At 72.9% G+C, this 26,672-nt stretch carries 23 protein-coding genes; 16 read left to right on the forward strand and 7 right to left on the reverse strand.

Annotated features, from left to right (window positions below):
* Nucleotides 1–85 precede the first annotated feature (85 nt).
* Nucleotides 86–475 carry a cell division protein SepF gene (locus ACH4LD_RS05210; RefSeq protein ID WP_014675566.1) on the forward strand — a complete coding sequence of 130 codons (390 nt, stop codon included), beginning with the start codon at nt 86–88 and terminating at the stop codon, nt 473–475.
* A 243-nt stretch (nt 476–718) separates the two neighbouring features.
* Here ACH4LD_RS05210 and ACH4LD_RS05215 read toward each other — a convergent pair whose 3' ends face one another.
* From ACH4LD_RS05215 to ACH4LD_RS05225, 3 genes are read right to left on the reverse strand one after another with little or no spacing between them, the layout of a single operon-like run.
* A complete protein-coding gene (locus tag ACH4LD_RS05215) occupies nt 719–2,743 on the reverse strand; it encodes an Hsp70 family protein (protein ID WP_398054460.1) in 2,025 nt (674 codons plus the stop codon).
* Nucleotides 2,740–3,540, reverse strand: coding sequence for a hypothetical protein (locus tag ACH4LD_RS05220; protein ID WP_398054459.1), 801 nt, complete (start codon nt 3,538–3,540; stop codon nt 2,740–2,742). The genes ACH4LD_RS05215 and ACH4LD_RS05220 overlap by 4 nt, the downstream gene beginning before the upstream one ends.
* A 58-nt stretch (nt 3,541–3,598) precedes the next feature.
* On the reverse strand, nt 3,599–5,269 hold the full coding sequence (locus ACH4LD_RS05225) for a hypothetical protein (RefSeq protein WP_398054458.1): 1,671 nt from the start codon (nt 5,267–5,269) through the stop codon (nt 3,599–3,601).
* Nucleotides 5,270–5,431: 162 nt separating this feature from the next.
* Between ACH4LD_RS05225 and ACH4LD_RS05230 the strand changes: the two genes are divergently transcribed.
* The 3 genes from ACH4LD_RS05230 (at nt 5,432) to ACH4LD_RS05240 (ending at nt 7,649) form a co-directional block, all read left to right on the forward strand.
* A complete protein-coding gene (locus ACH4LD_RS05230; protein ID WP_398054457.1) occupies nt 5,432–6,628 on the forward strand; it encodes an AAA family ATPase in 1,197 nt (398 codons plus the stop codon).
* The gene (locus ACH4LD_RS05235; RefSeq protein ID WP_398054456.1) at nt 6,625–6,984 is read left to right on the forward strand and encodes a nucleotide pyrophosphohydrolase; all 360 of its coding nucleotides are present in this window, start codon (nt 6,625–6,627) and stop codon (nt 6,982–6,984) included. The genes ACH4LD_RS05230 and ACH4LD_RS05235 overlap by 4 nt, the downstream gene beginning before the upstream one ends.
* A 179-nt stretch (nt 6,985–7,163) precedes the next feature.
* The gene (locus ACH4LD_RS05240; protein ID WP_181140546.1) at nt 7,164–7,649 is read left to right on the forward strand and encodes a DUF6099 family protein; all 486 of its coding nucleotides are present in this window, start codon (nt 7,164–7,166) and stop codon (nt 7,647–7,649) included.
* 132 nt (nt 7,650–7,781) lie between these two features.
* Here the strand turns inward: ACH4LD_RS05240 and ACH4LD_RS05245 are convergent, their stop codons facing one another.
* A complete protein-coding gene (locus ACH4LD_RS05245) occupies nt 7,782–7,976 on the reverse strand; it encodes a hypothetical protein (protein WP_398054455.1) in 195 nt (64 codons plus the stop codon).
* Between the two features lie 203 nt (nt 7,977–8,179).
* Here ACH4LD_RS05245 and ACH4LD_RS05250 point away from each other — a divergent pair, with 203 nt between their 5' ends.
* Both ACH4LD_RS05250 and ACH4LD_RS05255 read left to right on the forward strand, forming a co-directional pair.
* The gene (locus ACH4LD_RS05250) at nt 8,180–9,103 is read left to right on the forward strand and encodes an LLM class F420-dependent oxidoreductase (protein ID WP_398054454.1); all 924 of its coding nucleotides are present in this window, start codon (nt 8,180–8,182) and stop codon (nt 9,101–9,103) included.
* A gap of 512 nt (nt 9,104–9,615) precedes the next feature.
* The gene (locus ACH4LD_RS05255; RefSeq protein ID WP_132783261.1) at nt 9,616–10,143 is read left to right on the forward strand and encodes a hypothetical protein; all 528 of its coding nucleotides are present in this window, start codon (nt 9,616–9,618) and stop codon (nt 10,141–10,143) included.
* On the opposite strand, the gene ACH4LD_RS05260 is transcribed toward ACH4LD_RS05255, so the two are convergent.
* A complete protein-coding gene (locus ACH4LD_RS05260; protein ID WP_398054453.1) occupies nt 10,103–10,777 on the reverse strand; it encodes a hypothetical protein in 675 nt (224 codons plus the stop codon). The genes ACH4LD_RS05255 and ACH4LD_RS05260 overlap by 41 nt on opposite strands.
* 136 nt (nt 10,778–10,913) lie before the next feature.
* On the reverse strand, nt 10,914–11,870 hold the full coding sequence (locus ACH4LD_RS05265) for a D-alanyl-D-alanine carboxypeptidase family protein (RefSeq protein WP_398054452.1): 957 nt from the start codon (nt 11,868–11,870) through the stop codon (nt 10,914–10,916).
* A gap of 162 nt (nt 11,871–12,032) precedes the next feature.
* Here ACH4LD_RS05265 and ACH4LD_RS05270 point away from each other — a divergent pair, with 162 nt between their 5' ends.
* From ACH4LD_RS05270 to ACH4LD_RS05305, 8 genes are all read left to right on the forward strand, one after another.
* Nucleotides 12,033–12,974, forward strand: coding sequence for a hypothetical protein (locus ACH4LD_RS05270; RefSeq protein ID WP_398054451.1), 942 nt, complete (start codon nt 12,033–12,035; stop codon nt 12,972–12,974).
* Between the two features lie 76 nt (nt 12,975–13,050).
* Complete coding sequence (locus ACH4LD_RS05275) at nt 13,051–14,529, forward strand: 3' terminal RNA ribose 2'-O-methyltransferase Hen1 (RefSeq protein WP_398054450.1); 1,479 nt, start codon at nt 13,051–13,053, stop codon at nt 14,527–14,529.
* Nucleotides 14,526–17,069, forward strand: a complete 2,544-nt coding sequence (locus tag ACH4LD_RS05280; protein WP_398054449.1) for a polynucleotide kinase-phosphatase — start codon at nt 14,526–14,528, stop codon at nt 17,067–17,069. Before ACH4LD_RS05275 ends, ACH4LD_RS05280 begins: the two co-directional genes overlap by 4 nt.
* A gap of 193 nt (nt 17,070–17,262) precedes the next feature.
* Nucleotides 17,263–19,110, forward strand: a complete 1,848-nt coding sequence (locus tag ACH4LD_RS05285) for a RiPP maturation radical SAM C-methyltransferase (protein ID WP_398054448.1) — start codon at nt 17,263–17,265, stop codon at nt 19,108–19,110.
* Nucleotides 19,107–19,673, forward strand: coding sequence for a DUF5825 family protein (locus ACH4LD_RS05290; protein ID WP_398054447.1), 567 nt, complete (start codon nt 19,107–19,109; stop codon nt 19,671–19,673). The genes ACH4LD_RS05285 and ACH4LD_RS05290 overlap by 4 nt, the downstream gene beginning before the upstream one ends.
* 156 nt (nt 19,674–19,829) lie before the next feature.
* Entirely contained in the window at nt 19,830–20,435 is a 606-nt protein-coding gene (locus tag ACH4LD_RS05295) for a hypothetical protein (protein ID WP_398054446.1), read from the forward strand.
* A 21-nt stretch (nt 20,436–20,456) separates the two neighbouring features.
* Nucleotides 20,457–22,034, forward strand: coding sequence for a hypothetical protein (locus tag ACH4LD_RS05300; RefSeq protein WP_398054445.1), 1,578 nt, complete (start codon nt 20,457–20,459; stop codon nt 22,032–22,034).
* On the forward strand, nt 22,031–22,771 hold the full coding sequence (locus ACH4LD_RS05305; RefSeq protein WP_398054444.1) for a TIR domain-containing protein: 741 nt from the start codon (nt 22,031–22,033) through the stop codon (nt 22,769–22,771). The genes ACH4LD_RS05300 and ACH4LD_RS05305 overlap by 4 nt, the downstream gene beginning before the upstream one ends.
* A 90-nt stretch (nt 22,772–22,861) precedes the next feature.
* On the opposite strand, the gene ACH4LD_RS05310 is transcribed toward ACH4LD_RS05305, so the two are convergent.
* On the reverse strand, nt 22,862–23,776 hold the full coding sequence (locus tag ACH4LD_RS05310) for a macro domain-containing protein (protein WP_398054443.1): 915 nt from the start codon (nt 23,774–23,776) through the stop codon (nt 22,862–22,864).
* A gap of 101 nt (nt 23,777–23,877) precedes the next feature.
* On the opposite strand from ACH4LD_RS05310, the gene ACH4LD_RS05315 reads away from it, so the two are divergent.
* Both ACH4LD_RS05315 and ACH4LD_RS05320 read left to right on the forward strand, forming a co-directional pair.
* Nucleotides 23,878–25,239: a macro domain-containing protein gene (locus ACH4LD_RS05315; RefSeq protein ID WP_398054442.1), complete on the forward strand. Its 1,362-nt coding sequence runs from the start codon at nt 23,878–23,880 to the stop codon at nt 25,237–25,239.
* Nucleotides 25,240–25,406: 167 nt separating this feature from the next.
* On the forward strand, nt 25,407–26,630 hold the full coding sequence (locus tag ACH4LD_RS05320) for an arginine deiminase (RefSeq protein WP_132783252.1): 1,224 nt from the start codon (nt 25,407–25,409) through the stop codon (nt 26,628–26,630).
* Nucleotides 26,631–26,672: the final 42 nt, after the last annotated feature.

The following is a 26,672-nucleotide window of genomic DNA, read 5'->3' on the forward strand; positions in this document are numbered from 1 at the left end:
CGTGTCGTTGTTGGGCCGAACGGGTGACTTGGCGTAAGAATTGGCTGGTGCAGGGATTGAGTGCGAGTCAGATCAGGGGGAGCCGGTGAGCCGTTACGACGTCACCGATGAACAGTGGGAAGGGCTCGCCCAGGTCGTGCCGCTGCGGGGCCGGGACGCCTGGCCGTCCGCGGTGAACCACCGCTCGCTGCCCGACGCCGAGACCGAGACCCGGCGCCGGTTCGTGGTCCTGCGTGTCAACGTCTTCGCGGACGCCCGGGAAGTCGCCGAGACCCTGATGGCCGGGGCGCCGGTGCTGCTCGACCTGTCCGGCGCGGAGGGCGACGTCGCCAAGCGCGTCCTCGACTTCAGCACGGGCGTCGTCTTCGGCCTGGGCAGCGGCATGCACCGCGTGGACCGCAACGTCTTCCTCCTCACCCCGCCCGGGACGGAGGTCAGCGGACTCATGGAGGGCGCGGCGATCTCGGGCGGCTGAACGGCCGCCCCCGACTCACGCCTCACGGCCCCCGCCCCGTGACCGGGACGCCCCGCGGGAGCGCCGACCGGGCGGTGGCAGAACCGACCGCGCGGGGGAAGCCCCGGTCGCGCTGCGGGAGCCCCGGCTGCGACGCCGTAGCCCCGGCTGTGACGCCTTGGCCCCGGCCGCGTGATGCGGCTTCCACGGGGTGTGGCGCGGCCACGGCGGTGCGTGGCGCCGGGGCCGGCGAGGCGTGCGTCGTCAGTGCCGTACGGCGCCCGTCGCGGGGTTCGGGGTGCGGGCGGTGAACACCCACACGCCGCGCGACTGCGTCGCGCCCATGACGCGTCCCTTGGTCAGCAGCCAGGGGCTGTCCTTCTGGAACGGGGCGAAGTTGTCGTTGGAGACGATGATGCCGCCCACCTCCTCGGCGATGCTGATGACCAGCGCGTCACCCCGGCCCTCCGTGCCGGCCGGCGGCTGGACCACGTGGTGCTCCGCGACCGCCTGCTCCACCAGCGGCCGTTCCTCCGCGCTGACCTGGTGCCGCAGGGAGGCGTCCACGACCACGTGGATGTCGCGCTGCGGATGCTTGAACCGCAGCGCGGTCACCGCCGCCTGGAGCGCCGCGAAGCTCGGCCGGCCGCCCTGCGCGCGCGGCGGCCTGCCGTTCCAGGCGAGGTTGGAACCGTCCACGACCAGCGGCTCGGTCGACTCGCCGGGCTGCCGCGGCCTGGCCTCCGGGGTCTGCGGATGCGTGGGCTTCGGCACCGGCCGCGAAGCCGGGGACAGGGCCAGCAGCCGTTCGAGCTCCTTGGTCACCTCCGGCTCCACCGCGCCGTCGCCGAACACCTTGACCTCACCGTTGAGCACGACCTCGCCGGTCCGCTGGAGGGTCGCCTTGACCGACAGCAGCCCCTCCTTGCTGTAGGTGAACTCCAGGTCGAAGACACCCTCGCTCCGGTCACGGCAGGGCTCCGGATACGTCAGCTGGAGCTCGGTCAGCTTGACGTTGTCCGGGTGCTCGACCGGCCGGTCCGGCGCCCCCTCCCAGACCTCGACCGTCAGCTTGGTGACGTTGTCCTTGTTGGGCTCGTACGACTTCACGCGCTGCTGGGGCAGTCGCAGGTTGCGCGGGATCAGGGTGCTGAACCGCCTGTTGCCGTCGCTCCCGGTCGTGACCGTGCCGAGCGCGTGCGTGTTGACGACCCGGATGATGCTGCTCAGCTCCCCGGCCATGGCGGCGGCGCAGATGGCCGCGCCCTCGGCCACCGCCGTCATCGGGTCGAACGCCTCCACGGACACCGGGTCCCGGTCGAGCGCCTCGGCGACCGCCGCGCGTACCGCGGGGATCTGGCTGCTGCCGCCGATCATCAGCACGGCGGTCAGGTCCTCCGGGTCGAGCTGCGCCTGGGCGAGGCACTCCTCGACGGGCTCCAGCGCCCGGGTGATCAGGTCCTGGATCTCGTACGAGAACTCGTCCTGGCCGATCTCCACCGACGCGCCGTCAGGGGTCAGCACGCTGACCGACTCCTGCTGGGACAGCAGGATCTTGCTGCGCTCGATGTCGAGCCGGAACTGCCGCTTCTCCGACTCCGTCCACGCCCGCCGCGCGGGGGACCGCTCCAGGACCATGCGGCGCAGCCGTTCGTCGATCTCCAGACCGCCGAGCCGGTTGACACCACGGCTGGCCTTCTCGTCGAAGAAGCCGTCGTCGTGCAGCAGGAGGGTGGCGTCCATGGTGCCGCCGCCCCAGTCGAAGACCAGGAACTCGCCCTCCTCCTCCAGGTAGTGGGCGTAGGCGATGGCCGCGGCGGTCGGCTCGTTCAGCAGGGCGCGCACGCTGATGCCCGCGGCACGGGCCGCCTCCCGGGTACGGAACCGGGCCGCGCCGGTGGCGTTGGCCGGTACGGTGATGACCGCCTCGTCGATGTCCGTGGCCGCCTCGTCCTGCGCGGCGACGACCATCGACCGGAACACCGCGGCCGCGGCGGTGGTGGCGGCGAACCGCTCGCCCCCGATGGTCACGAGCGGCTCTTCGCGCAGCATCCGCTTGCACGCCTCCACGGCGCGCTCGGAACGCAGCTTGGCCTCCCAGCCGAACAGGGTGCCGGCGCGCAGCGAACTGGTGCCGACCACGGATGGGTACAGGCGCTCGAAGCCCGGACGGCGCCAGGTGGCGTCCAGCCCGTGGCCGCCGATCTCCAGCACCTCGGCGAACTCGCCACCGGTCCACTGCGCGGCCACCGAGTTCGTGGTGCCGAAGTCGATACCGGTGGCCGTCATGCGTCTTCTCCCGTGGTGTGCTGTGCGGCGTCCGACGCGATCCGCCGGAGCTGACCGGCCAGGATGACCTTGCCCGTCAGTTCGTCGACGTAGGCGGGGCGGAGCAGCTCGAAGGCATCTCCCGTCCCCTCCGTGACGACGAACGCTTCCGCCTGGTCCGGTGTGTCCAGCCGCCGGATCCCGAGGGCCTTCAGATGGTCCGCCAGCGAGGCGCGGACGGCCGGGCCGCCGTGGTCCGGCTGTGTCCACAGCAGGGCGTCCATCTCGGCCACGCGGCCGGTGAAGGCCGCGCGGGTGCGGAACTCGTCCAGAACCGCCTTGCGCACGGCCGCGGTGAGCGCGCTCGGCGGGGGCGCGTCACCTGCCGCGGCCTCCGCCAGGGCGGCGGGGACGCGTTCGACGATCCCCTTGATCAGCGTGGGCGCGTCCACCGGGACCCGGGCGGGCGCCGGCGCCGGGGCCTCGGCGGGCGCGGACGCCGGGGCTTCGGCGGGTGCGGGCGGTTCGGTGGGCTCGGCGGGTGCTCCGGCGGGGTCCGGTCGTTTCGTGGCCGCGGCCTGCGCCGGCCGGGCGGTGGCCGCGCGGCCGGCCTGGCGGATGCGCAGACCGGTGGGCTTGGGGCTCTTGGCGCGCCCTTCAGCCCCGGGCTGCACACCACCGCACGCCGGGCAGATGCGCCCGGGACGGTCGGCCTTGTCGACCCTCTTCCTGGCGACGGCCTTCGTCGGCGCGGCCTTCTGGTCGGCTGACCGGCCCCGGGAGCCGGTCGAACGAGAGGGGTTCTTGCTGGGGGACATCGCGGACGATTACCTCGCAGAGAGGGTGAGACGGGTGGGAAGAACGGCCGGGCGGTGATCAGGCCCGTCGGTCGTGGCGGTCGAGACGCGGTGGCGTACTGCGCAGGTCGTCGAGGAGTTCCACGGCGGCGCGCGCCCGGATCCGCTCCAGCTCCGCCCCGCTCACCGCGGGCGTGCGCCGGGGCAGCGCCGCCGGCGGCGGTACGAGCGTGGCGGGAACCGAGTCCGGCATCAGGTAGCGGTCCGGCTCCAGCGGGATCCGGAAGAAGACCGACAGACCGGCGTCGGTGCCCTGAGCGGCGCGGATGCGTTCCTCCGCGTCATTGATCCGGGCCTGCTCGGTGTGGTCGCCCTCAGCCTCGCGGAACAGCTCCCGGCAGTGCTTCTCCCACCGGAACGAGCCGTGGTCCAGGCCGAGTTCGATGAAGGGGTTGGTGACCCGGTCGCGGCTGTTCTTCGGCGTGGCCCGCCAGCGGCGCACCAGCACCAGATTGGGCTGCGCCTGCTCACCCAGTCCCGCGGCGGCCTCCGCGAGCGCCTCGGCCTCCGCGAGGTCGCCCTCCACCGCGGCGACGTACGCCCTGATCGTGAGCGCCTCCTGGCGCAGTCCGGCGCCGGCCTTCCTGCCGGTGCCGCCCTTCTCGAACCGTGCCGCCTGCTGCCCGGCCTCCCCCAGGCGGCCCGCCTTCAGCAGGTCGTACGCGCGGTTCAGCGCCACCAGCGCGTGGAACGGGCTCAGTTGGGGACTGACGCTCTCCCGCGGCTGCCACAGGTTGGCCATCAGCAGCCACAGCCCGGTGTCGGCGACCGTCTCGCGCGGCCATTCCCCGTTGATCGCACCGGACCTGAGGTCCCGGAGCTGGATCTGCTGGGTGCGGGGCAGCAGGGCGTCGAGCTCGTCGATCCGCGAGATGTCCCCGTCGGCGACGACGTCGTACAACAGGTCCCACAGATCGGCGGGGTCCAGCCGCTCCAGGCGCGCTCCGCCCAGGAACGCCTCTCGCCGCAGGTGCTCGGTCCACTCCAGGGCGGCCGCGTCCTGTGGATCGACCTTGTCCGGCACGAGGCGCGCGCGCAGGTACAGCGCCTCGTCGGGGTCCCGGTCCGCCCACGGCCGGTCCTCGGGCAGCAGACCGCCGTGGTCCACCAGGTCGTCCAGGACGGGCAGCGGCGCCCAGGGCAGGATGTCGGGCAGATGGCGCGTCGGCACGGGGACGGCGCCACGGGTGGCGGCGGCGGCGAAGAGGGAGAAGGCCGGACCCCCGGAGACGCCGCGCGCCCGGCCGCTGACGAGCAGCAGGCTCGGCGCGCTGGAGCAGATCACCCGGCAGCGCTCCGCTCCCGCGTCGGTCAGCCACGGGACGTCCGCTTCCCACAAGGTCCGTATGTGCGCCAGCACCTCTTCCGGAGCCGCGTGTTCCAGCGCCCTGCGCACCGCCGGGAGGAGCGCCTCGCGGTCCGGAGCGCCGGCGGCCGCGGCCCGCAGCACGGCGCGCGGTCCGTCGGGCAGATCCGGTACGGCCGAGAGTTCGTCCAGAAGGCCGTGCACGGCGGTGACGGCGTCCCCGGTCACGCCCAGCCAGGCCCACTTCCGGCGCAGGAAGCCGCTGACCGCCGTGCGGTCGCGGGATTCGCGCCGCGCACGGTCGCGGGCCAGCCGGTCCTTCTCCGCGGCGATCGCCGCACGCCTGCGCGCCGCGGGATCGCCCATCTCGAACTCCTCGTACACCCCGGCAGAGTAACGGTGAGCACCGACAACGACCACAAGACCGTCATCTTCTGCAAAATTCCTGGTCTGCGCGGGATGTCGGCTACCGTCAGGTCCCCCGATCGTAGGAACGTCCCGGCAGTGAAACGGTTCGGCGTACGGGCGGAGCCCTACGGTCCGCATATGGCCGTGCCCTCCGTGTCCGCTGAGCCGCCGGCGGCCGACGCGTCCGCCGCCACCGTCCCCGCGCACTCCCGTCCGCCCCTCGACATCCGCTCCCGGATCACCGAACTGCGGCTGTCGGCCTTCGCCGGACACCGGCGGGCCGGGTTCCCGCTCGGCCCGGTCACCGTGTTCGCGGGACCCAGCGGTACCGGCAAGACCACCGCGCTCGCCGCGTACGAGGCGCTGGCACGGCTCGGCGGCGGCGCCCCGCTCGGTGAGGCGTTCCCGGCCCCGGTCGACTGCGTGCCGGAGCGGGCCCGCCCCGACGCCGAGGGGCGGCGGGGATTCCGGATCGGCTGTACGGCCGACGGCGCCGAGGGCCCGGTCCGGCTCGACCTCGCCGTCCAGGCGGAACCGTACCTGCGGATCGTGGGGGAGCGGCTGACCGCGCGCGGAGTCGTCCTGCTGGAGACCGCCCTGCGCGACCCCGGACGCCGGACCGTCCAGGCCGCCTGGCACACCGCCGGCTCGGCCCCGGTCACCCGCGCCCCGCTGCCCGACGACCGCCTGGGCACCGCCCTGCTGCCGCTGCGCGTGGCCGGCAAGACGGACGGCCAGCGCCATGTGCTCGCGGCGGCCGAGCAGATGGTCGTCGCCCTGCGTTCCGTCTTCCCCTGCGATCCGCGCCCCGAGTACATGCGCGCCCCCGTCCCCACCGGCTCCGGCCGGCTGCTGCGCGGCTGCGACAACCTCGCCGACGTGCTGTGGCGCACGCGCGCGGAGTGCGGCCGGCGGCACGGCCTGCTGGTCGAGACGGTGCGCGCGGGCTGCGCCGGGCGGGTGGCCGACCTGGTCGCCGAGCCTCTGGCCGACGGCACGGTACGGGCACTGCTCGACCGCGGCGACGGCTTCCGCAGCGAACTCGCCCGGCTGGGCGACGGCGAACTGCGCTACCTCGCGCTGGCGCTGGTGCTGCTGACCGGGCCGGGTGTGCTCGACGTGGACACCCCCGGCGAGGTGCCCGACGCGCTGCGGACCCTCACCGTCCTCGCAGACGGCTTCGACCGCGGCCTGGATCCGCGTCAGCGCCGGGAGTTGCTGCGGACGGCCGCGCTGATGGGCGAGCGGGGGCACATCCGCTGTGTGGCCGCGGTGAGCGACGCCTCGTGGGCCACCGGGACCCCCGGTGTCACGGTGGTACACCTGAACCCGTGACCGAACACCCCGATCCCGACCTGGCCCGACTCCAGCGCAGACTGGCCGAGTTCGCCGCCGCGCGGAACTGGCAGCCCTACCACACGCCGAAGAACCTAGTCGCCGCCCTCTCGGTGGAGGCCTCCGAACTGGTCGAGATCTTCCAGTGGCTGACGCCCGAGGAGTCCGCCCGGGTGATGGACGACCCCGGGACGGCCCACCGGGTCACGGACGAGGTCGCCGATGTGCTGGCCTATCTGCTCCAGCTCTGCGAGGTCCTCGGCGTCGATCCGCTCGCGGCGCTGGCCGCGAAGATCGACCGCAACGAACGCCGGTTCCCGCTGCCCGGTGCCGGGGACGAGGACCGGGACCAATAATCGGAGGGCTGAACTCCGTTATTACTCTCCGGAGTCAAACCGCCGATCGAATCCGAATTGTTGTCCACAGATTTCGGTCTTCCTCTGGCTTTTCGCCCTGAGGTCCCTCACGCTGGGTAGTGAACAAGGGAGTTCGGGCAGCCGTGCGAGGTGACGCGGCGGAGGGACGGGGGCACTGTATGGACGCGGTACGGCTCATTCTCACGAGCAGGCGGGCGCTGGCGGGTGGCGCCGACGCGGCGGAGATGATGGCGGAGGTCTGGCAGGCGCAGGCCCTGGCACAGGCGATCGGCAGCCGCCTCGCGGTCTCCGGCCCGCCGGAACTGCGCGGCGAGGCACTGGGGCTGACGGAGCTGGCGGGCCGGGGCTGCGGAGTGCTGGACCCGCCCGAACTCGACCCCGGCGATCTGCGCGCCGCCCAGCTCACCGAGCTGGACGACGCCCGGGAGACCCTGCTCTGCCTCGGCGGCCTGCTCGGCGAGGTCGGCATAGCCCTGGTCGGCATGGCCAGCGCCGCGGCCGACGAGACCACGTACTGGCAGTGCATGGAGGCGATCGACGCGGCCGACGAGTCCCGCGACCGCGTCCTGGAGATGCTGCGCAAACTGGCGGCCCGGGAGGAGGTGCTGCCGGGCGACATCCAGGACAGCCCGTCGGGCGTGTGAGCGGCGTTCCCACGCGGGGCGGTTCGGCCGGGGGCGGTACGTCCGGTGGGTGCCGGGGGCCGGGTGCCGGGTGCCGGGTGCCGGCTGATGGTGTTACAGGGCGGGGCGGGGCGGTTCGCGTTCGGCTAGGCGTCACCGCGCGGGTCGCCTCAGCCGTGCGTCTCCTTCCGTCTCGTCGGCCGTGCCCGGCGCCGGCCCCCCGGCCTGGAGGTCCGACAAGGCCGACACGGTCGACAGTTCCGCGTTCAGTGCCGCCATCAGCTCCTCCAGCAGCCCCTTCGGCCGGCCGGCGGGGCCTCCCTGCCGGGGGACGGACTCCTCGGACATGGCAGCCTCCTCGGCCCCCGGCCCGCCGGGGCCGGCACGGGCGCCGGAAGGTCCGGCCCGACGGCCCAACGATCACCGTCGGGGCCGGTCACTGGCCTGCGCCGGGCCCGCGCGGGGGGTCGGGGAATTTCACCCGACCGGGGACGGCCGTGCCGGACGGTACCGGCGCGGTTGACGCGGGCGGCGCCGTGCAGGATAGATGTATGGACCTTCGAATCTTCACCGAGCCCCAGCAGGGGGCCACCTACGACGCCCTGCTCGCCGTGGCCAAGGCCACCGAGGACCTGGGCTTCGACGCGTTCTTCCGTTCCGACCACTACCTCCGCATGGGCAGCGTGGACGGACTTCCCGGCCCGACGGACGCCTGGATCACCCTGGCCGGCCTCGCCCGTGAGACCAAGCGCATCCGTCTCGGCACGCTGATGACCGCCGGCACCTTCCGCCTGCCCGGCGTGCTCGCCATCCAGGTCGCCCAGGTCGACCAGATGTCCGGCGGCCGGGTCGAACTCGGCCTCGGCGCGGGCTGGTTCGAGGAGGAGCACAAGGCGTACGGCATCCCCTTCCCGAAGGAGAAGTTCGCGCGGCTGGAGGAGCAGCTCGCGATCGTCACCGGGCTGTGGGCGACCGAGGTCGGCAAGACCTTCGACTTCCACGGCACGTTCTACGACCTCACCGACTCGCCGGCGCTGCCCAAGCCGGCCCAGAAGAAGGTCCCGGTGCTGATCGGCGGCCATGGCGCGACCCGGACCCCGCGGCTCGCCGCCCGGTACGCCGACGAGTTCAACATCCCGTTCGCCTCGATCGAGGACAGCGAGCGGCAGTTCGGCCGGGTGCGGGCCGCCGCGGTGGAGGCGGGCCGCGAGGCGGACGACCTGACGTACTCCAACGCGCTCGTCGTCTGCGTCGGCAGGGACGACCAGGAGGTGGCCCGGCGCGCCGCCGCGATCGGCCGTGAGGTGGACGAGCTGAAGGCCAACGGGCTGGCCGGTTCCCCGGCCGAGGTCGTCGACAAGATCGGCCGGTACGCCGAGATCGGTTCCGAGCGGATCTACCTCCAGGTGCTTGACCTCGGCGATCTGGACCACCTGGAGCTGATCTCCAGCCAGGTCCAGTCCCAGCTGTCGTAACCACCCGACCGCCCACCTCCGGTCCCGGGGCCCGGCCCCAAGAGCCCCGGGACCTCGTTCCGGGGGCCACCCGGGCGCGCCGGGACCTCGCTCCGGGGCCACCCGAAGAGCCCACGCCACGGGCTCTCGTGCGCAGGCCGCCGGTCCGGGCTCAGGGCTTCAGCCCATCGGCCCGTCTGTCCCGGCCCCCGGCCGGCGGTCCGGCCCCGCCCGGGGTGCCCAGCCCGCGGGTTCAGCACATCGGCCCACCCGCCGGGGTGCCCGGGGCCCGGCCCCAAGAGCCCCGGGACCTCGCCCCGGCTGCCGCAGCTCTCCCAGGGCCCCGCCCATAGCCCTGCGCTCTCCCAGAGCCCCGCCCAACAGCCCGCCCCCTCCCCGTGCCCCCTCCCCACGCCCCGCCTCCGCACCCCCTCCCCACGCCCCGCCCCCTCCCCCCCGCCTGTGACGAGCCTGTGACCGGAGGTGTGGCTTCCATCACGGTCGAGAGGCGGGGGGCCTGTTGGGATCAGTCGATGGACGACGACTCCGCGCTCGGCATCCTCTTCGGCTTCCTGCTCTTCCCGGCCGTTCTGGCGATCCCCGCCTGGGTGATCGCCGTCATCGTCAAGCTCCTGTCCGTGGCGATGCCCGGCAGGCGCCCGGACTGGCGGCTGGACCTGGTGCGCTGGTCGGCGTGGATGGCGGGCTGGGCAGCGGTCGTCCTCTATTTCCTGGGCGCGGGAGCGGTCGCGCTCTCCGTGCACGAGTCCTCCTCCGGCGCCGACTCCACACCGGCCCACGAGTGCCGCGACGACTTCCCGCCCGGTGTGCTCGTCGGCCAGAAGGCGTCCTGGGTGCCGCTCCGCTTCGACTGCGTCCTGGCCGACGGCAGCACCCGGCCCAGCAGCCCCGGCTACTTCTGGGTCAACACGGGCGTCGTCGGCCTCGGCCTCGCCGCCGTGACCCTCGGCATCCTCGCCGGAGCGATCTCCGAGCGACGGCCGGAGCGGGGTGGACCGGTCACAGATCCCGGGTCAGAAGACGCTCGCCGTCCCGTGTGAGCAGGAGCAGGTTCCAGGCGGCGCCGCCCTCCCCGTCGTCGCCGTCCCACCACTCGGCGAAGGCGTCGGCCAGGTCCGCCGCGTCCGCCGCACGGTCGCCGGGACGGTAGGCGCCGGTGAGTTCGACGTCGTAGTCGCGGTCGCCGAGGTGGACCAGGACGACCCGGCTCGCCCTCGACGCGGAGTCCTTCGCGCCGTGCCGCGCGGCCCAGGAGCGGAAGCCGGCCAGGAGACCGGGGGCCGTCTCGCGGCGGGTCAGGGGGCGGGCGGGACGCCGGTGCGGGACGCCGGAGACCCCGTGCCGGCAGCCGAGCACCCAGGCACCGCGGTCCCGGTCCACGACCTCCCGCGGCCGGGCCGTGAGCGAGCGGCGCACACAGCCGCCCCAGACCACTTCGCGGATCGCCGCGCCCTTGCCGCCGGAGTCGTGGATCCCTCTGCCGGTCCGCCAGCCGGCGTCGTAGGCCGCGACCTGGACCGCGACCCGGGCCGGTGCGGTCGGGCGCGTCGCGGTCGCCGGCCGCCGCGCGCCGGTGTCGCAGGAGGACACCGTGAGCAGCGTGAGCAGCGTGAGCAGTGCCAGCACGGCCGGCGCCCACGCCCGCCGCCCGCCCGTCCGGTCGGTCACGAGCACGGTGAGTTCCCCTCAAGTCCCTGTCCGGTGCGTCCGTTCGGTGAGAGGGCCCCCGTGCCGGAAGGGTTGCCCGAGGCCCGGACGGACCTGGACCGGCCAGGGGTGCCGGGGGGACCGTGGATCCCCCCGGCCCGGCTCAGCCGCTCCGGGTGAAGCCGTAGTCCAGGATCTTCGCCGCGTCCTTGAAACGCTGGTCCGCCGACGTGTCCGCGAGGATCGTGCCCACGACCGTCCTCGAACCACGGGTGGCCGCGAACACCAGGCAGAACTTCGCCTCCGGACCGGAGCCGGTCTTCACCCCGAACGCGCCCCGGTAGGAGGTGAGGAGCTTGTTCGAGTTGCTCCACGGCTTCATGGCGTGCGTCCCGCCGCCCGGCCGGTACGACTGCATGTCGTCGTAGACCTTCGTACCGACGACCTTCTTGAACGTCTTGTTCTTCAGCGCGACCCCGGCCAGCTTGGCCAGGTCACGCGGCGAGGAGTAATTCTTCCCGTTGGACACCCCGTCGAAGGAGTCGAAGTGGGTGTTCTTCAGTCCGAGTTCGCGCGCCTTGTCGTTCATCTTGCCGATGAAGGACTTGGTCCGCTGGGCCGTCGTCGAGCCCGTGCCGTAGGTGTCCGCGAGCGCGTAGGCCGCGTCGCAGCCCGACGGCAGCAGCAGGCCGTACAGCAGGTCGCCGACCTTCATCGAGTCGCCGAGGATCAGATTGGCGCTGGAGTAGCGCTGAACGTGCGTCACCGGGTCGATGACGTAGTCGGTGTACTCCCTCTTGATCTTCACCTTCTTCCCGAGGTCCACGTTCCGCTGCGACAGCACCACGAGCGCCGTCATGATCTTCGTCGTGGAGCCGGTCCGCAGCCGTCCGTCCGGCGCCTTGCCGAAGAGCTGCTTGCCCGTCGCCGGGTTCATTGCGTACGCGCCCTGCGCCGACACCTGCGGTGCCGCGGCGGCGGAGCGCTGGGCGGAGGCCGCGGCCGGAGCCGTGGCCGCCTGGGCGGGAGCGGTCGCGAGGACGCCCGCCCCGAGGACGGCACCGGCCGCCACGGCGACGGCGGCTCTCCTGCGTATCCGGATCCCCTGGCCGTTGGTCATGGTTCCCCCTTCTGTCAGTGGTCAGTTGACGAGAGCTCACTCCATCAGACACGGGGCCGGGACGGCCATAACGGAGATCACAGGGGTCTTCTGTGAACACCGTGTGCCGGAACTGTGGCTTCCATCACAGCGCGCATGATCCCTGCCTGGTCATATGACCGCGTGCGTAGAATCCTCCCCCTTGCCCTGACCGGCCTGCTCGCCGTGTCGGCGTGCCAGTTCGTCGGCGACGACGACCCCGGCGACGAGGCCCGCCGCCTCAACACCATGAAGTCGTTCCCGCTGAACGCCTACATACCGGACGCGACGTCCCGCGACGGCAAGGCCGTCGGCACGGCACAGTGGATCCTCGCCAAGCGGTGCATGGTCCGGCTCGGGTTCACCGGTTTCAAGACGCTCGACATCAGGACCGTCGAGTCGACCTACCCGGTGCGGCAGGGCACCCTCGCGGGCGGCAGCCAGGTCGGGGACGACAGCCCGTACGGCGTGGACGACCCCGACCTGGCGGCCGAGCACGGCTACCACAACGCGCGGCGGGACGAGTCCGACGACCAGCCCATGGAGTGGCCCGCCGACCAGTACGCGGCCCTCACCGGCACGTTCGAGTCCGGCGAGAGCCACCGGGCGCACGGCCACCCCATTCCCGCGAAGGGGTGCATGGGCGAGGCGGTCCGGAAGATCTACGGCCCCGAGCCCAAGCCGACGAAGATCGGCGGCGTACGGCTCAGCGGCTACTACTCGCTCCCCGCGCAGTACTGGTACCAGGCGCACAAACAAGCGCGGAAGGACCCCGCCTGGAAGAAGGCCGAGCACGAGTGGTCGACGTGCATGAAGGACAAGGGCTTCCGCTACTCCGACCCGGACCAGGCGTCCACCGACTCCGACTGGTTCCGCGGTGACGAGCCGTCGGAGAAGGAGAAGAAGACCGCCGCCGCGGACGCCCGGTGCAAGCTCGACACCGGCTTCATCCAGGCCGTGCACGCCGTCGAGAGCCGCGCGCAGAAGACCGCCATCAGCGAGAACAAGAAGGCGCTCGACGCACGCCGCGCCGACGACCAGCGGGCCATGGCGAAGGCGCGGAAGATCGTCGACGACGAGTCCTGAGCGGGCGGGCCCGGCCGGCCACAGCCGCGCGGAAAACCTGTGGTCAGCGCGGTTCCGGCCAGGGAGACTCGACAGCATGTTCGTGACGATCTCCACCACCGGCACGGCCGCGAACCCGGCCACCGACCTGGGGTACCTGCTGCACAAGCACCCAGACAAGGCGCAGGCGTTCTCCACGTCGTACGGCACGGCGCACGTCTTCTACCCCGAGGCGGACGCCGAACGCTGCACGGCCGCCCTGCTGCTGGAGACCGACACGCTCGCACTGGTCCGCCGGGGCAAAGGCAAAGGCAAGGGCAAGGGCCGCGGCGGCGCCCCCGACGCGGCCCTCGCGCAGTACGTCAACGACCGCCCCTACGCGGCCTCCTCGCTCCTCGCCGTCGCGCTGAGCACCGTCTTCTCCAGCGCCCTGCGCGGCGTGTGCAACGCCCGCCCCGAGCGGGCGGCGGCCCCGCTGCCGCTGCGCGTCGAGGTCCCGGCGCTGCCCGCCCGCGGCGGAGCCGCCCTCGTACGACGGCTGTTCGAACCGCTCGGCTGGTCTGTCACCGCCGACCCCGTCCCGCTCGACACCGCGTTCCCGGAATGGGGCGACTCGCGGTACGTCCGGCTCGTGCTGGAGTCGGACCGGCTGACCCTCGCCGAGGCACTGCGCCACCTGTACGTCCTGCTGCCGGTGCTGGACGACGCCAAGCACTACTGGGTCTCCGCCGACGAGGTCGACAAGCTGCTGCGCGCCGGCGAGGGCTGGCTGGCCGGCCACCCGGAGCAGCAGCTCATCACCAGCCGCTACCTGTCCCGGCGCTGGTCGCTGACCCGGCAGGCGCGCGAGCGGCTGGAGCTGGTGCGGCTGGCCGAGGCCGACGACAGCGAGGTCGAGGACATCGACAACGCCGTCGCGCAGGAGACCGAGGCGGAGGAGAAGCCGACCCCGCTCGCCGAGCAGCGCCGGGCGGCGATCCTCACCGCGCTGCACGCCTCCGGTGCCGCTCGGGTCCTCGACCTCGGCTGCGGTCAGGGCCAGTTGGTGCGGGCGCTGCTCAAGGACACCCGGTTCACCGAGATCGTCGGCGTCGACGTGTCCGTACGGGCCCTGACCATCGCGGCGCGGCGGATCGGGCTCGACCGGATGGGGGAGCGGCAGGCGGCCCGCGTGAAGCTCGTCCAGGGCTCCCTCGCCTACACCGACAACCGGCTCAAGGGGTACGACGCCGCCGTGCTCAGCGAGGTGATCGAACACCTCGACCTGCCCCGGCTGCCCGCCCTGGAGCACTCCGTGTTCGGGCACGCGCGCCCCCGTACGGTCGTCGTCACGACCCCGAACGTCGAGTACAACGTCCGCTGGGAGAGCCTGCCCGCCGGACACGCCCGGCACGGCGACCACCGCTTCGAGTGGACCCGCGAGGAGTTCCGCGCCTGGGCGGCGACCGTGGCCGGACGCCACGGCTACGACGTCGAGTTCGTCCCCGTCGGCCCGGACGACCCCGAGGTCGGCCCACCCACCCAGATGGCCGTGTTCCACCGCCACGACACCGAGAAGGAGGCGAAGGCCGCATGACCGAGACCCGGAAGCCGGGACGGGAGCTCCCCGTCACCGACCTGTCCCTCGTCGTCCTCGTCGGGGCCTCCGGCTCCGGCAAGTCCACGTTCGCCCGGCGGCACTTCAAGCCGACCGAGGTGATCTCCTCCGACTTCTGCCGCGGTCTGGTGGCCGACGACGAGAACGACCAGAGCGCGAGCCGGGACGCTTTCGACGTCCTGCACTACATCGCCGGCAAGCGGCTGGCCGCCGGCCGCCGTACGGTCGTGGACGCCACCAGCGTGCAGCAGGACTCCCGGCGTCAGCTGATCGACCTGGCCAAGCGGTACGACGTGCTGCCCATCGCCATCGTGCTGGACGTGCCCGAGGAGGTGTGCGCCGAGCGCAACGCGGCCCGCACCGACCGCGCCGACATGCCCCGCCGGGTCATCCAGCGGCACGTCCGCGAACTGCGCCGCTCGCTGCGGCACCTGGAGCGCGAGGGCTTCCGCAAGGTGCACGTGCTGCGCGGCGTGGAGGAGGTGGAGAACGCCACCGTCGTCACCGAGAAGCGCTACAACGACCTGACCCACCTCACCGGCCCGTTCGACATCATCGGCGACATCCACGGCTGCTCCGCGGAACTGGAGGCGCTGCTCGCCAAGCTGGGCTACGCGGACGGGGTGCACCCGGAGGGCCGTACCGCCGTGTTCGTCGGCGACCTGGTCGACCGGGGCCCGGACAGTCCCGGTGTGCTGCGCCGGGTGATGTCCATGGTGAAGTCCGGCAACGCCCTGTGCGTCCCCGGCAACCACGAGAACAAGTACGGCCGCCACCTCAAGGGCCGCAGGGTCCAGCACACCCACGGGCTCGCCGAGACCATCGCGCAGATGGAGGGCGAGAGCGAGGAGTTCCGCGCCGAGGTGCGGGAGTTCATCGACGGACTGGTCAGCCACTACGTCCTGGACGGCGGCCGGCTCGTGGTCTGCCACGCCGGCCTGCCGGAGAAGTACCACGGCCGCACATCCGGCCGGGTCCGCTCGCACGCCCTGTACGGGGAGACCACCGGCGAGACCGACGCGTTCGGGCTGCCGGTGCGCTACCCGTGGGCGGAGGACTACCGGGGCCGGGCCGCGGTCGTCTACGGCCACACACCCGTGCCCGAGGCCACATGGCTCAACAACACCATCTGCCTGGACACCGGTGCCGTCTTCGGCGGCAAGCTGACCGCGCTGCGCTGGCCGGAGCGGGAGCTGGTCGACGTACCGGCCGAGCGGGTCTGGTACGAGCCGGTGAGGCCGCTGCACTCCGAGGCGCCCGGCGGGCAGGACGGCCGGCCGCTGGACCTGGCGGACGTGTACGGCCGCCGGGCCGTGGAGACCCGGCACGCGGGCAGGGTGGCCGTCCGCGAGGAGAACGCGGCGGCGGCCCTTGAGGTCATGAGCCGCTTCGCGACCGACCCGCGCCTGCTGCCGTACCTGCCGCCGACCATGGCACCGACGGCCACCTCGCGGATCGAAAGCTACCTGGAGCACCCCGAGGAGGCGTTCGCGCAGTACGCGCGGGACGGGGTCGCGCGGGTGGTGTGCGAGGAGAAGCACATGGGCTCCCGCGCGGTGGCCCTGGTCTGCCGGGACGCGGAGACGGCACGCAAGCGGTTCGGTGTGGACGGCCCCACGGGCTCGCTCTACACCCGTACCGGGCGGCCGTTCTTCGACGACACGGAGGTGACCGAGGAGATCCTCGGCCGGCTGCGCTCGGCGATCGGGGACGCCGGTCTGTGGGACGAACTGGACACGGACTGGCTGCTGCTGGACGCGGAGCTGATGCCGTGGTCGCTGAAGGCCACGGGGCTGCTGCGCGGCCAGTACGCGGCCGTCGGCGCCGCGTCCGGCGCGGTGTTCCCGGGCGCGCTCGCCGCCCTGGAGGCCGCGGCGGCGCGCGGGGCCGACGTGGGCGGCCTGTTCACCCGGCAGCGCGAACGCGCCGCGGACGCACGGGCGTTCACCGCCGCCTACCGCCGCTACTGCTGGACCACCGAGGGCCTGGAAGGGGTCCGGCTGGCCCCCTTCCAGCTCCTGGCCGTCCAGGGCCGCAGCCTCGCCGCGCTCCCGCACGACGAGCAACTGGCCCTGATCGACCGGCTGGTGGAGCACGACGGCACCGGACTGCTGCAGACCACCCGGCGGCTGTACGTCGACACCGGCGATGCGGAGTCGGTCCGCGCGGGTGTCGACTGGTGGCTGGAGATGACGGGCCGGGGCGGCGAGGGCATGGTCGTCAAGCCGGTCGGCGCGCTGGTCCGCACCCCCGAGGGGCGGCTGGCGCAGCCCGGCGTCAAGTGCCGGGGCCGCGAGTACCTGCGGATCATCTACGGTCCCGAGTACACCCGGCCGGAGAACCTGGCCCGGCTGCGGCAGCGGTTCCTGAACCACAAGCGGTCCCTCGCCCTGCGCGAGTACGCCCTCGGCCTGGAGGCCCTGGACCGGCTCGCCGGCGGGGAGCCGCTGTGGCGGGTGCACGAGGCGGTGTTCGGAGTGCTGGCGCTGGAGTCGGAACCGGTCGACCCCCGCCTGTGAGCACGGCCGTCACACGACGCCCTTGTGCCGCACACACCTCTGTCCATATGGTGGACAGCCGTGCGGCGCAAGGGCGTTCGCGTGCCATGAGGGGAGTGGCGAGCGTGGAGATCAAGAAGACCGTGGTCCGCGAGGACCAGCGGAGCACCACCCGCCGGCCGGCGATCCTGGAGAAGCGGCCGACCCGCTGAGCATGCGCGTCCACCTGGTCACGATGCCGTGGCATCCGCTCGACCTGCCCTCGCTGCAACTGGGCCTGCTCCAGGAGATCGTCCGGCGGGCCCGCCCCGGCGACGAGGTGACCGAGTTCCACGGCTCGCTGCGCTGGGCGGAGTACCTGCTGGAGCGCTCCGGCGGCCGGCTCCTGCCCGGTGACTACGTCGAGGTCGGCAGCGACGCCATCTTCCACGGCCTCGGCGACTGGGTCTTCTCCGGCGTCCTGTACGACGATCCCGGCTGGGGCGAGGCCCGGCTGAAGGAGTACGCGGCCGACCGGGACGTGTTCATCGACACGGCCCTCGCGATGCGCCCGTACGCGGCCGGCTTCATCGACGCCTGCGCCACCGAGATCCTGGCGGCCGGACCGGACGTGGTCGGGTTCACCAGCACCTTCATGCAGAACGTGCCGTCCCTCGCCCTCGCTCGCGAACTCAAGCGAAGACGCCCCGAGGTGACGGTCGTCCTCGGCGGCAGCAACTGCGACGGCCCGATGGGTCACGCCCTGCACCGCAACCACCCCTTCGTCGACCACGTGGTCCGCGGCGAGGCCGAGTACGCCTTTCCCGCGCTCCTGGGCCACCTGGACGCCCGGACCGCCCCGGCGGACGTCCCCGGGCTGTGCTGGTGGGACGGCCCGGTGTCCCGGGCCAACACGGAAACCCGGCGGACCGTGGCCCCGGCCGACATACCCTCGCCCGACTACGACCAGTGGCAGGCCGCGCTGGACGCCTCCCCGGTCCAGGAGCACATCCATCCGAAGCTCGTCGTGGAGGGAGCCCGGGGCTGCTGGTGGGGCGAGAAACACCACTGCACCTTCTGCGGGCTGAACGGCACGGCCATGGCCTTCCGCGCCAAGCCGGGGGAGCGGCTGTGGACGGAGATCGACCGGCTGGTGCGCCGCCACCGCCTCCTCGACGTGGTCACCGTCGACAACATCATCGACATGGCCTACTTCCGCGACTTCCTGCCCCGCGTGACCGCGAGCGGCTGGGACCTGCGGCTGCACTACGAGGTCAAGTCGAATCTCACCCGGGCCCAGCTCGGACTCCTCGGTGCGTCCGGCACCGTGCACATCCAGCCCGGCATCGAGAGCCTGGGCAGCCGCGTCCTGGACCTCATGGACAAGGGCGTCACCGGCGCCCGGAACGTCCGCACCCTGCGCGAGTGCGAGAACCACGCCCTGACCTGCTCCTGGAACCTGCTGTACGGCTTCCCCGGCGAGACCGCGGACGACTACACCCCCGTCCTCGACCAGGTGCCCGCGCTGGTCCACCTCCAGCCGCCGAGCGGAGCCCACCGCATCCAGCTCGAACGGTTCAGCCCGCACTTCACCGACCCCGGCCTCGGCTTCGGCGAACGCCGCCCGGCCGCGATGTACCGGCACGTCTACGACCTGCCCGAGGACGAACTCACCGATCTGGTCTATCTGTTCGACACCGAGCCCGCGGGCATCGAGGGCCCGGTCGAGCGGCGGTTGAAGGAGGCGGTGGCCGGCTGGCGGGCCGGGCACGCGGACTCCCGGCTGCTGTTCGAGGAGGACGGCGCGGAGCTGCTGGTGCACGACCGCCGGTACGGCCGCCCGCCCGCCACCCACCGCTTCACCGGCTGGCGGGCCGCGGCCCTGCGCCGGCTGGAGGACGGCCGGACCGTTCCCGCGCTGCACCGCCTGCTGACCACCGACGGCCACGAGGTCCCGGTACGGGCCCTGGACGCATGGGTCGACCACGCCTTCTCCCTGGGCCTGCTGTTCCGCGACGGCGCCACGTACGTCTCCCTGCCCACCTGGGGCGAGCCGGTCCGGCTGGCCGAGGGGGCCGGATGAGCGGGCTGACCGGGGAAGGCGGGGCGAGCGGGCTGCCAGGCCGCGTCCCGCACCGGCGCACCGGGCGCCGGGTGGAAGCCGACGTACCCCTCGACATGAGCGGCACGGGCCGTGCGACGGCGGAGGCGGTGCGGTTCCTGCGCGAGTGCCAGGGCCTGGGCCTCGGCGTGAGCTGGCGGGCGACGGGCACACCGGCGTACGACCCCCGTCTGCTGCACCACCTGCCACCGCCCACCGAACTTCCCGCCGAACCGGACACGTTGGCGTCCTGGCGGGCCGCTCACGCGCACGGCACCCTCTACCACCGGCGCGGCCCGGACTTCGTCACCGTCCTGGACCGCAGACAGCGGGGCACGGCCGTCCGCCTGACCCTGGACCACCCCGCGCTGCACGCCACGTTCCTCCGGCTGCTGGAGCCCACGCCCGTCGCGGAGCTGGACGCCACCGCGCGGGAGGCGCTGGGGCTGCTCGCGGCCGAGCGGCTGGTGCTCGCCGGCGGCGGCTGGGCCGTGACCCTGCCCCCGCGCATCCGGCAGTGGCCGGTGCCCTGCACGGCGATCTGAACCCCGGTCCGGCCCACCCGCCCCGCGCGTCGCGGATCGGAAGCGCATCGGAAGCGTGAAACCGGCGCCCGCCCGGCGGATGTCGGGCAGAGTGACTGTCGTCATACCGACGGAACGAGCGAGGTCCCGGCCGGCTGCCGGGAGTTGCGAGGACCCATGAACCACACCTACGAGCCGCCGAGCCTCTTACCCGTCGGCGGTAGGGAGCGGACGTACGCACTGCTCATCGGTGGTGTCCCCTTTCTGTTGATCCTGCTCATGGGCATCGCGCCCCACCTGGGCCCGGAGGACGACGGCGGCTACTCCGGCAGCTACTCGGACGACTACTCCGGCGGTTACGACCCGTCGTCCCCGGCCACGCCGGCCCCGGACACCTCCACGGCATACGAGACGCCGACCTGGGCGTCCACCGACAGCGCCGACCCCACGGACACCGCTTCCGCCCCGGCCGGCACCGAGAGCCCCGAGGCGAGCGACAGCCCCTCCGGCACGGTGACCTCCTTCTTCGAGGCCATCAACGAGCACGACTACCAGACCGCCTGGGACCTGGGCGGCAAGAACCTCGACGCGTCCTACAGCTCCTTCGTGTCGGGCTTCGCCACCACCGAGCGGGACGACGTCACCATCGAGTCCGTCCAGGGCGACACGGTCTGGGTGGATCTCCTCGCCCGGCAGACGGACGGCACGCAGAAGTCGTACAGCGGCCGGTACACCGTGGTCGACGGTGTCATCACCGACGCCTCCATGACCCCCACCGGCTGAACAGAGCGGAGCGAGAAGACAATGGCGAGCGACTTCCTCACCGTGCCCGCTCCGTCGCCGGAACCGGACCGGCCGGCCGCGGCCCGCCCGGCCGCGGACGCGACGAGCAACGCCACCCGGCTGCTCTGCGCGGGCACCTACCTCGACCCGGTCTACCGCGCCGGCGTCATCCGCGAGCTGCTGACCCACCGGTACCGGGTGGTGGCCCCGTCGTACGGGTACGACGCGGTGCCCGTGCTCGCGCACGCCCTGGCGGCGCGCCGGCTCCAGCGCATCCGGCTGGCCGTGTTCGCCGCGGGCGCCGCGCTCACGCTCGTCCTCATGCTGACCGGCGCGCTGAACGGGTTCACCGCGCTGCTGGCCGTGCTGTGGCTGCTGTGGGTCACCGCCTTCCTGCGGCGGGTCGTCACCCTCCAGACGCTGACGCGCCGGCTCGCCCCGCCGGCCGGCGAGGGACGCCGGGGCCGGGGGTTCGACGGTTCCTACCCCGAGCACCCGGAGCTGACGCCCCAACTGGTCGACAAGATCAGGCGGGAGCAGACCTCGGACGGCACGGTGATCCGCTACGGCGGCTACAAGCCGTTCGTCGGCGCGGGCACGCAGGTACGCCGCTGGTCCAACGCGGAGCTGCTGATCGGCGCGCCGCTCGGGGTGTTCGACGGCCGCCCCGGCGCGGGCCCGGTGGCGGCATCCGGCGCCCTGGGCCAGGAGCCCAAGCGCAAGGAGGTCGTCCCCTTCACCGTCGAGGAGCTGACCGCCTACGTCGCCGACCGCATGACCGCCCGGCTGCGCGCCCAGGCCCGCCCGGCGCAGCGGATCGAGGGCCTGGCCGTCGAGCGCAGCACCTTCACCACGGCCGTCACGACGCTGCGGGGTGTGGCGGAGCCGACCCCCGAGCAGCTCGACGGCGACTGGCGGGACGTCCAGGACACCGGGCGCGACTACCTGTGCATCCGGGTGGGGTCCTGGGACCAGGAGCTGGTCACCACGGCGTTCGTGGGCTTCGACCTCAAGGGGAACACCCTGCACACCGAGTTCTACTCGTACGTGCTGGCACCCGTCCGGGCGAGCTTCCAGCTGGTGGACCGGCTCCCCGCCGCCCTGGACGAACGGCTGCTGCTCAAGCTGGCCTGGCACACCCTGCGCGGCACGCCCCACTCCGCGGTGCGGTCGGCCGCCGCCAAGGCCGCGGGTGCCCAGGTGCTGCCGCGGCTGCCGTGGACCAGGGAGAAGATCCGGTTGCCGCAGCCGGCCGACACCAGCGAGTTCGGCCTCGGCCGCTACGCGGACGCCCTGCTCAACCGCGGGGCGGTCACCAGCGTCCGGGAGATGGCGACCAGCCCCCACTTCCACGTCTTCTTCCAGGAGACCGACACCATCAAGTACACGCAGATCGTGGAGCGCCAGTTCCTCCACGTCGTCCGTGACTTCCTGTACGAGCACAACGTGGACCTCACGGAGCACGAGGCCCGCCAGACCAACATCCTCAACAACTACGGGCACAACAACAGCTTCGTGCACGGCGACAACAACACCACCAACTCGGGCACGCAGAACTTCGGCGGCCCGAACGGCGGTCAGGGGGCGGGATCCGCATGACGCACACCTCCACGGGCGGCAACAGCAGCGACTACGGGAGCCGGAACGACTTCGGCCGCCACAACAGCTTCGTCACCGGGAACAACAACACCACCAACTCGGGCACGCAGAACCACTACGGCGCTCCTCCCGCCGCCGCCCACGGCACCGGCCCGGAGCACGACGGCCCCGCCCCGGACCGCCGCCGCAACGTCTTCGTCGTCCACGGCCGGGACGAGGAGGCGCGCCTGCGGATGTTCGACCTGCTGCGCCTGCTCGATCTGCGTCCGCTGGAGTGGGAGGACCTGGTCAACGCCACCGGCAAGACGGCCCCCTTCCTCGGTGAGGTCGTCGCCGGGGCCCCCGAGCTGGCCCAGGCGGCCCTCGTGCTGCTCACCCCGGACGACGTGGTCCAGCTCCACCCGGACCTGCGCGGCCGCAACGAGCCGCCGTACGAGACCGAGCCCACCGGTCAGCCCCGGCCCAACGTGCTCATCGAGCTGGGCATGGTGCTGATGGCCTACCCGGAGCGCACCCTGATGGTGGAGATCGGACAGCTGCGCCCGATCGCCGACATCGCGGGTCGGAACGTCATCCGGTTCGACGGCACGGAGACCGCCCTGCGCAAGATCGCCGAGCGGCTGAAGCTGGCGGGCTGCGCGGTCGACGACACCCGTGCCGACTGGCTCCAGACCTGGCCGTACCGCCATCTGGCGGCGTACGGCCGCACCGGGCGGGCGACACCGCCGGCCCACTGAGCCGCGGTACGGGCCCGGTGGTTCGTCCACAGTCGGGGGACGGGCCCGTACCGCTCCACACCCCCTCATCGGGGCGGGCGTCGCCCGGCGTCAGACATGGCGCCGGGCGCCCGCCGCCAGACCGGCCAGGAAGGCGCCGGTCTCCGGCAGGTCGATCCGCCCCAGCTCACCGGGGCGGACCACCACGTGCAGTTCGCGGCAGACCGGCCGCTCCCAGGAGTGCACCACGAAGGACAGCAGGATCAGCCGCAGCAGGCTGTCCTCGTCCAGGTCGTGCAGCCGGGCCAGGCCCGCGCCGGTCAACGGCATGGTGAGGCGTTCGAGCTGGCCGTGCCGGTGGACGGCGTCCCACAGCCGGTCCAGGCCGAGCCACAGGTCCTGCACCCTGGAGGAGGCGACGCAGTCGTTGCCCATCCGGCTGTAGGCGACGGCGAAGACGAGGTCGGGCCGGGTGCCGAGGACGGCGACCGTGCCGACCGGGTACCGGGCGCGCTTGCCCCGCGGCTTGTCCCGTGCGCTCTCCCACGCCACCGGGGTCACCCCCGCGAGCGCGGCGGTCAGCTCCGCGTCCAGCCGCCGGGCGTCCCCCGCGTAGCGCCGGGCGAGCAACTGCCCCTGCACACTGCCGTCGTTGATGACGCCACCGTCGTCCACGACGGTGTCGAACGTGTCGGTGAACCCCACCACGAGCTGGCCGGGCTGCTCGAAGAGGTCGCCCTCCTCGACCACCACCGTCATCCCGGGGCGGGTGAACTCCTGCCGTACGGCGGCCTGCGGACGCGCCCGGGCGAGCCCCCAGGCCAGGCACAGGGTCACGGAGCCGGCCAGCACCAGTCCGGGCCGGGACACGACGTCCGGGAAGAGCTGGCCGGCGAACTGCACGACGGCCGACACCCCGCCGAAGGCCGCCAGCACGCTGCCCGCGAACACCCGCCGTTCGCGCCACGACCGCAGCAGCCGCGGCCGCGCGGGCCGCGGAGACGGGCGGGGACCGGTCAATCGCATGCTTGCCTCCAAGTCACCTTGGTACGCTGACGGCACTGTTGACGGGACGTCACGCGGCGGAGGGGGCGAGGCGCGTGCAGACCCGCGCACCGTGCATACGGGTGAGCGTTCTGGGCCCCGTCCGGCTGGACGTGAACGGCGCCGCCGTGCGCCTCACCCCCCTCACCGCCCGGCTGCTGCTCCGGCTGGTCGCCGCCGACGGCGAGGCGATCACCGCGCGCCGGCTGTACCTGGACGTCTGGCAGCCGACCGTGGAACTGCCGCACCAGGACCTGCGCAACCGCAACGAGGTGCAGAAACGGATCCTGGAGCTGCGGCGCGCGTTCGACCGGGCCGGCCCCGGACACGGCGCCCGGGTCGTGCGCACCGGCCGGCTGCCGACCGCGCGCGGCGCCGAGAGCACCTACCGGCTCGACCTCGCCGACGACGAACTGGACAGCGCGGAGTTCACACGCCTGGTGGGCGACGCGCTGCGCGCGGCACCGGCCTCGGCCGTCCGACTGCTCACCGACGCCCTGCGGCTGTGGCGCGGCCGGCCGCTTTCCGAGGTGCGGGACGAGGAGTTCGCGCGCGCGCCGGTCCGGCGGCTGACCCAGCTCAGGGAGACCGCGCTGCGGGAACTGATCGCCGGCCACACCGCGCTGGGCCGCTACGACCTCGCGCTGCCGGTGGCCGAACAGACCGCCCGGGAACGTCCGGACGACCCGGAGGCCGCCGCCGCCCTCGCCCGTCTGAACGCCCGGCTGCGCGAGCGGCACGGCGACGAACTGCTGCGCCACACGCTGCGCGGGCTGCGGGTGGACGTCGTCGTGGTGCGCGGCGACCTGTTCGACCAGGAGGACGCCAACCTGGTCGTGGGGTTCTCCGACACCTTCGACACCTCCACCGACGACATCGTCATCAGCCGGGAGAGCGTCCAGGGGCAGCTCGTCGACCGCCTCTTCGAGGGGCGCCACCGGCTGCTCGACGACCAGCTGCGCCGGGGGCTCAGGGAGGTCACCCCGCTGGCCACCGAGAGCGTCCGGGCCAAGCCGCGCGGCCGGCGCACCCGCTACCCGATCGGCACGGCCGTGCCGGTCCCGGTGGGCAAACGCCGGGTCTTCGCCCTCGCCTACTCCCGGCTGGGCAATGACCTGCGCGCCCGGTCCGCCCCGGCCGAGCTGCGGCTGAGCCTGGAACGCCTGTGGCCGTCGGTCGCCCGGCACGGCCTGTTCAGACCGGTGGCGATACCGCTCATCGGCGCCGGCCTGTCCCGCCTGGTCGAACTCGACCACACCCAGCTGCTGTCGCTGATCGTCGAGACCTTCACCGAGAGCCTGCGCCAGGACCCGGCCGTCTGCCCCGAGCTGCGGATCGTCGTCCGGGACGAGGAACTGGAGCGGACCGACCTCTCGGCGGTCGAGGCGTTCCTGCGGGACGCGGACGAGCGGGGCCCGGTGCTCCCGCCGGCCGGCACGGTCTGAGCTGTTCACACCCCCAGCAAAGCCCCGCGCCCGCTTCCGCCGACAGTCACCGCCCGCTTCCGGAACGCTTCCGCCGCACAACCGGCCGTCACCGGGCGTGGAAACCGGTGGGCGCGGAAACCGCCGAGGGGCGGGTGAAGCGGGGCCCCGGTGGTCAGGATGGAGGCATGGGATTCCATGTCGACTCCGAGGCCGGGCGGCTGCGCCGCGTCATCCTGCACCGGCCGGATCTGGAGCTCAAGAGGCTCACCCCCAGCAACAAGGACGCCCTGCTCTTCGACGACGTGCTCTGGGTGCGCCGGGCGCGCGCCGAGCACGACGGCTTCGCCGACGTACTGCGCGACCGGGGGGTCGAGGTGCACCTCTTCGGGGACCTGCTCGCCGAGACCCTGGCGCTCCCCGAGGCCCGCGCGCTCGTCCTGGACCGGGTCTTCGACGAGAAGGAGTACGGCCCCCTCGCCACCGACCACCTGCGCGCCGCCTTCGACCGGATGACCCCGGGCGAGCTGGCCGAGGCCCTGGTCGGCGGCATGACCAAGCGGGAGTTCCTGGCGCAGCACGCGGAACCGACCTCGGTCCGCTTCCACGTCATGGAGCTGGACGACTTCCTGCTCCGCCCGCTGCCCAACCACCTCTTCACCCGCGACACCTCGGCGTGGATCTACGACGGCGTCTCCATCAACGCCATGCGCTGGCCGGCCCGGCAGCGGGAGACCGTCCACTTCGAGGCGATCTACCGCCACCATCCGCTGTTCCGTGACGAAACGTTCCATGTGTGGTCCCGGGGGCAGGCGGACTACCCCTCCACCATCGAGGGCGGCGACGTCCTGGTGATCGGCAACGGAGCCGTGCTGATCGGCATGAGCGAGCGCACCACCCCGCAGGCCGTGGAGATGCTGGCGCACAAGCTGTTCGCCGCCGGTTCCGCCCGTACGATCGTCGCGCTCGACATGCCGAAGCGGCGCGCCTTCATGCATCTCGACACGGTGATGACCATGGTCGACGGCGACACCTTCACCCAGTACGCCGGCCTCGGCATGCTCCGCTCGTACACCATCGAGCCGGGCGTCGGCGAACGCGAGCTGAAGGTCACCGACCATCCGGCGGAGCACATGCACCGCGCGATCGCCGCCGCGCTCGGCCTCGGTGAGATCCGGGTGCTGACCGCCACGCAGGACGTGCACGCCGCCGAGCGCGAGCAGTGGGACGACGGCTGCAACGTCCTCGCCGTCGAACCCGGCGTCGTGGTCGCCTACGAGCGGAACTCCACCACCAACACGCATCTGCGCAAGCAGGGCATCGAGGTGATCGAGATCCCGGGCAGCGAGCTGGGCCGGGGCAGGGGCGGACCCCGGTGCATGAGCTGTCCTGTGGAGCGGGACCCCGTATGAGATCGCAGTACGTGATCGCAGTACGTGATCGCAGGATGAGAA

It is taken from the genome of Streptomyces sp. NPDC017676, assembly GCF_044329325.1.
Lineage (GTDB): Bacteria > Actinomycetota > Actinomycetes > Streptomycetales > Streptomycetaceae > Streptomyces.

What these genes read in the sequence shown, in the direction of transcription:
- ACH4LD_RS05215 (WP_398054460.1), bottom strand. Translation starts at nt 2,743, where the DNA reads ATGACGGCCACCGGTATCGACTTCGGCACCACGAACTCGGTGGCCGCG.
- ACH4LD_RS05220 (WP_398054459.1), bottom strand. Translation starts at nt 3,540, where the DNA reads ATGTCCCCCAGCAAGAACCCCTCTCGTTCGACCGGCTCCCGGGGCCGG.
- ACH4LD_RS05230 (WP_398054457.1), top strand. Translation starts at nt 5,432, where the DNA reads ATGGCCGTGCCCTCCGTGTCCGCTGAGCCGCCGGCGGCCGACGCGTCC.
- ACH4LD_RS05240 (WP_181140546.1), top strand. Translation starts at nt 7,164, where the DNA reads ATGGACGCGGTACGGCTCATTCTCACGAGCAGGCGGGCGCTGGCGGGT.
- ACH4LD_RS05245 (WP_398054455.1), bottom strand. Translation starts at nt 7,976, where the DNA reads ATGTCCGAGGAGTCCGTCCCCCGGCAGGGAGGCCCCGCCGGCCGGCCG.
- ACH4LD_RS05250 (WP_398054454.1), top strand. Translation starts at nt 8,180, where the DNA reads ATGGACCTTCGAATCTTCACCGAGCCCCAGCAGGGGGCCACCTACGAC.
- ACH4LD_RS05255 (WP_132783261.1), top strand. Translation starts at nt 9,616, where the DNA reads ATGGACGACGACTCCGCGCTCGGCATCCTCTTCGGCTTCCTGCTCTTC.
- ACH4LD_RS05265 (WP_398054452.1), bottom strand. Translation starts at nt 11,870, where the DNA reads ATGACCAACGGCCAGGGGATCCGGATACGCAGGAGAGCCGCCGTCGCC.
- ACH4LD_RS05275 (WP_398054450.1), top strand. Translation starts at nt 13,051, where the DNA reads ATGTTCGTGACGATCTCCACCACCGGCACGGCCGCGAACCCGGCCACC.
- ACH4LD_RS05280 (WP_398054449.1), top strand. Translation starts at nt 14,526, where the DNA reads ATGACCGAGACCCGGAAGCCGGGACGGGAGCTCCCCGTCACCGACCTG.
- ACH4LD_RS05285 (WP_398054448.1), top strand. Translation starts at nt 17,263, where the DNA reads ATGCGCGTCCACCTGGTCACGATGCCGTGGCATCCGCTCGACCTGCCC.
- ACH4LD_RS05290 (WP_398054447.1), top strand. Translation starts at nt 19,107, where the DNA reads ATGAGCGGGCTGACCGGGGAAGGCGGGGCGAGCGGGCTGCCAGGCCGC.
- ACH4LD_RS05295 (WP_398054446.1), top strand. Translation starts at nt 19,830, where the DNA reads ATGAACCACACCTACGAGCCGCCGAGCCTCTTACCCGTCGGCGGTAGG.
- ACH4LD_RS05300 (WP_398054445.1), top strand. Translation starts at nt 20,457, where the DNA reads ATGGCGAGCGACTTCCTCACCGTGCCCGCTCCGTCGCCGGAACCGGAC.
- ACH4LD_RS05305 (WP_398054444.1), top strand. Translation starts at nt 22,031, where the DNA reads ATGACGCACACCTCCACGGGCGGCAACAGCAGCGACTACGGGAGCCGG.
- ACH4LD_RS05310 (WP_398054443.1), bottom strand. Translation starts at nt 23,776, where the DNA reads ATGCGATTGACCGGTCCCCGCCCGTCTCCGCGGCCCGCGCGGCCGCGG.
- ACH4LD_RS05320 (WP_132783252.1), top strand. Translation starts at nt 25,407, where the DNA reads ATGGGATTCCATGTCGACTCCGAGGCCGGGCGGCTGCGCCGCGTCATC.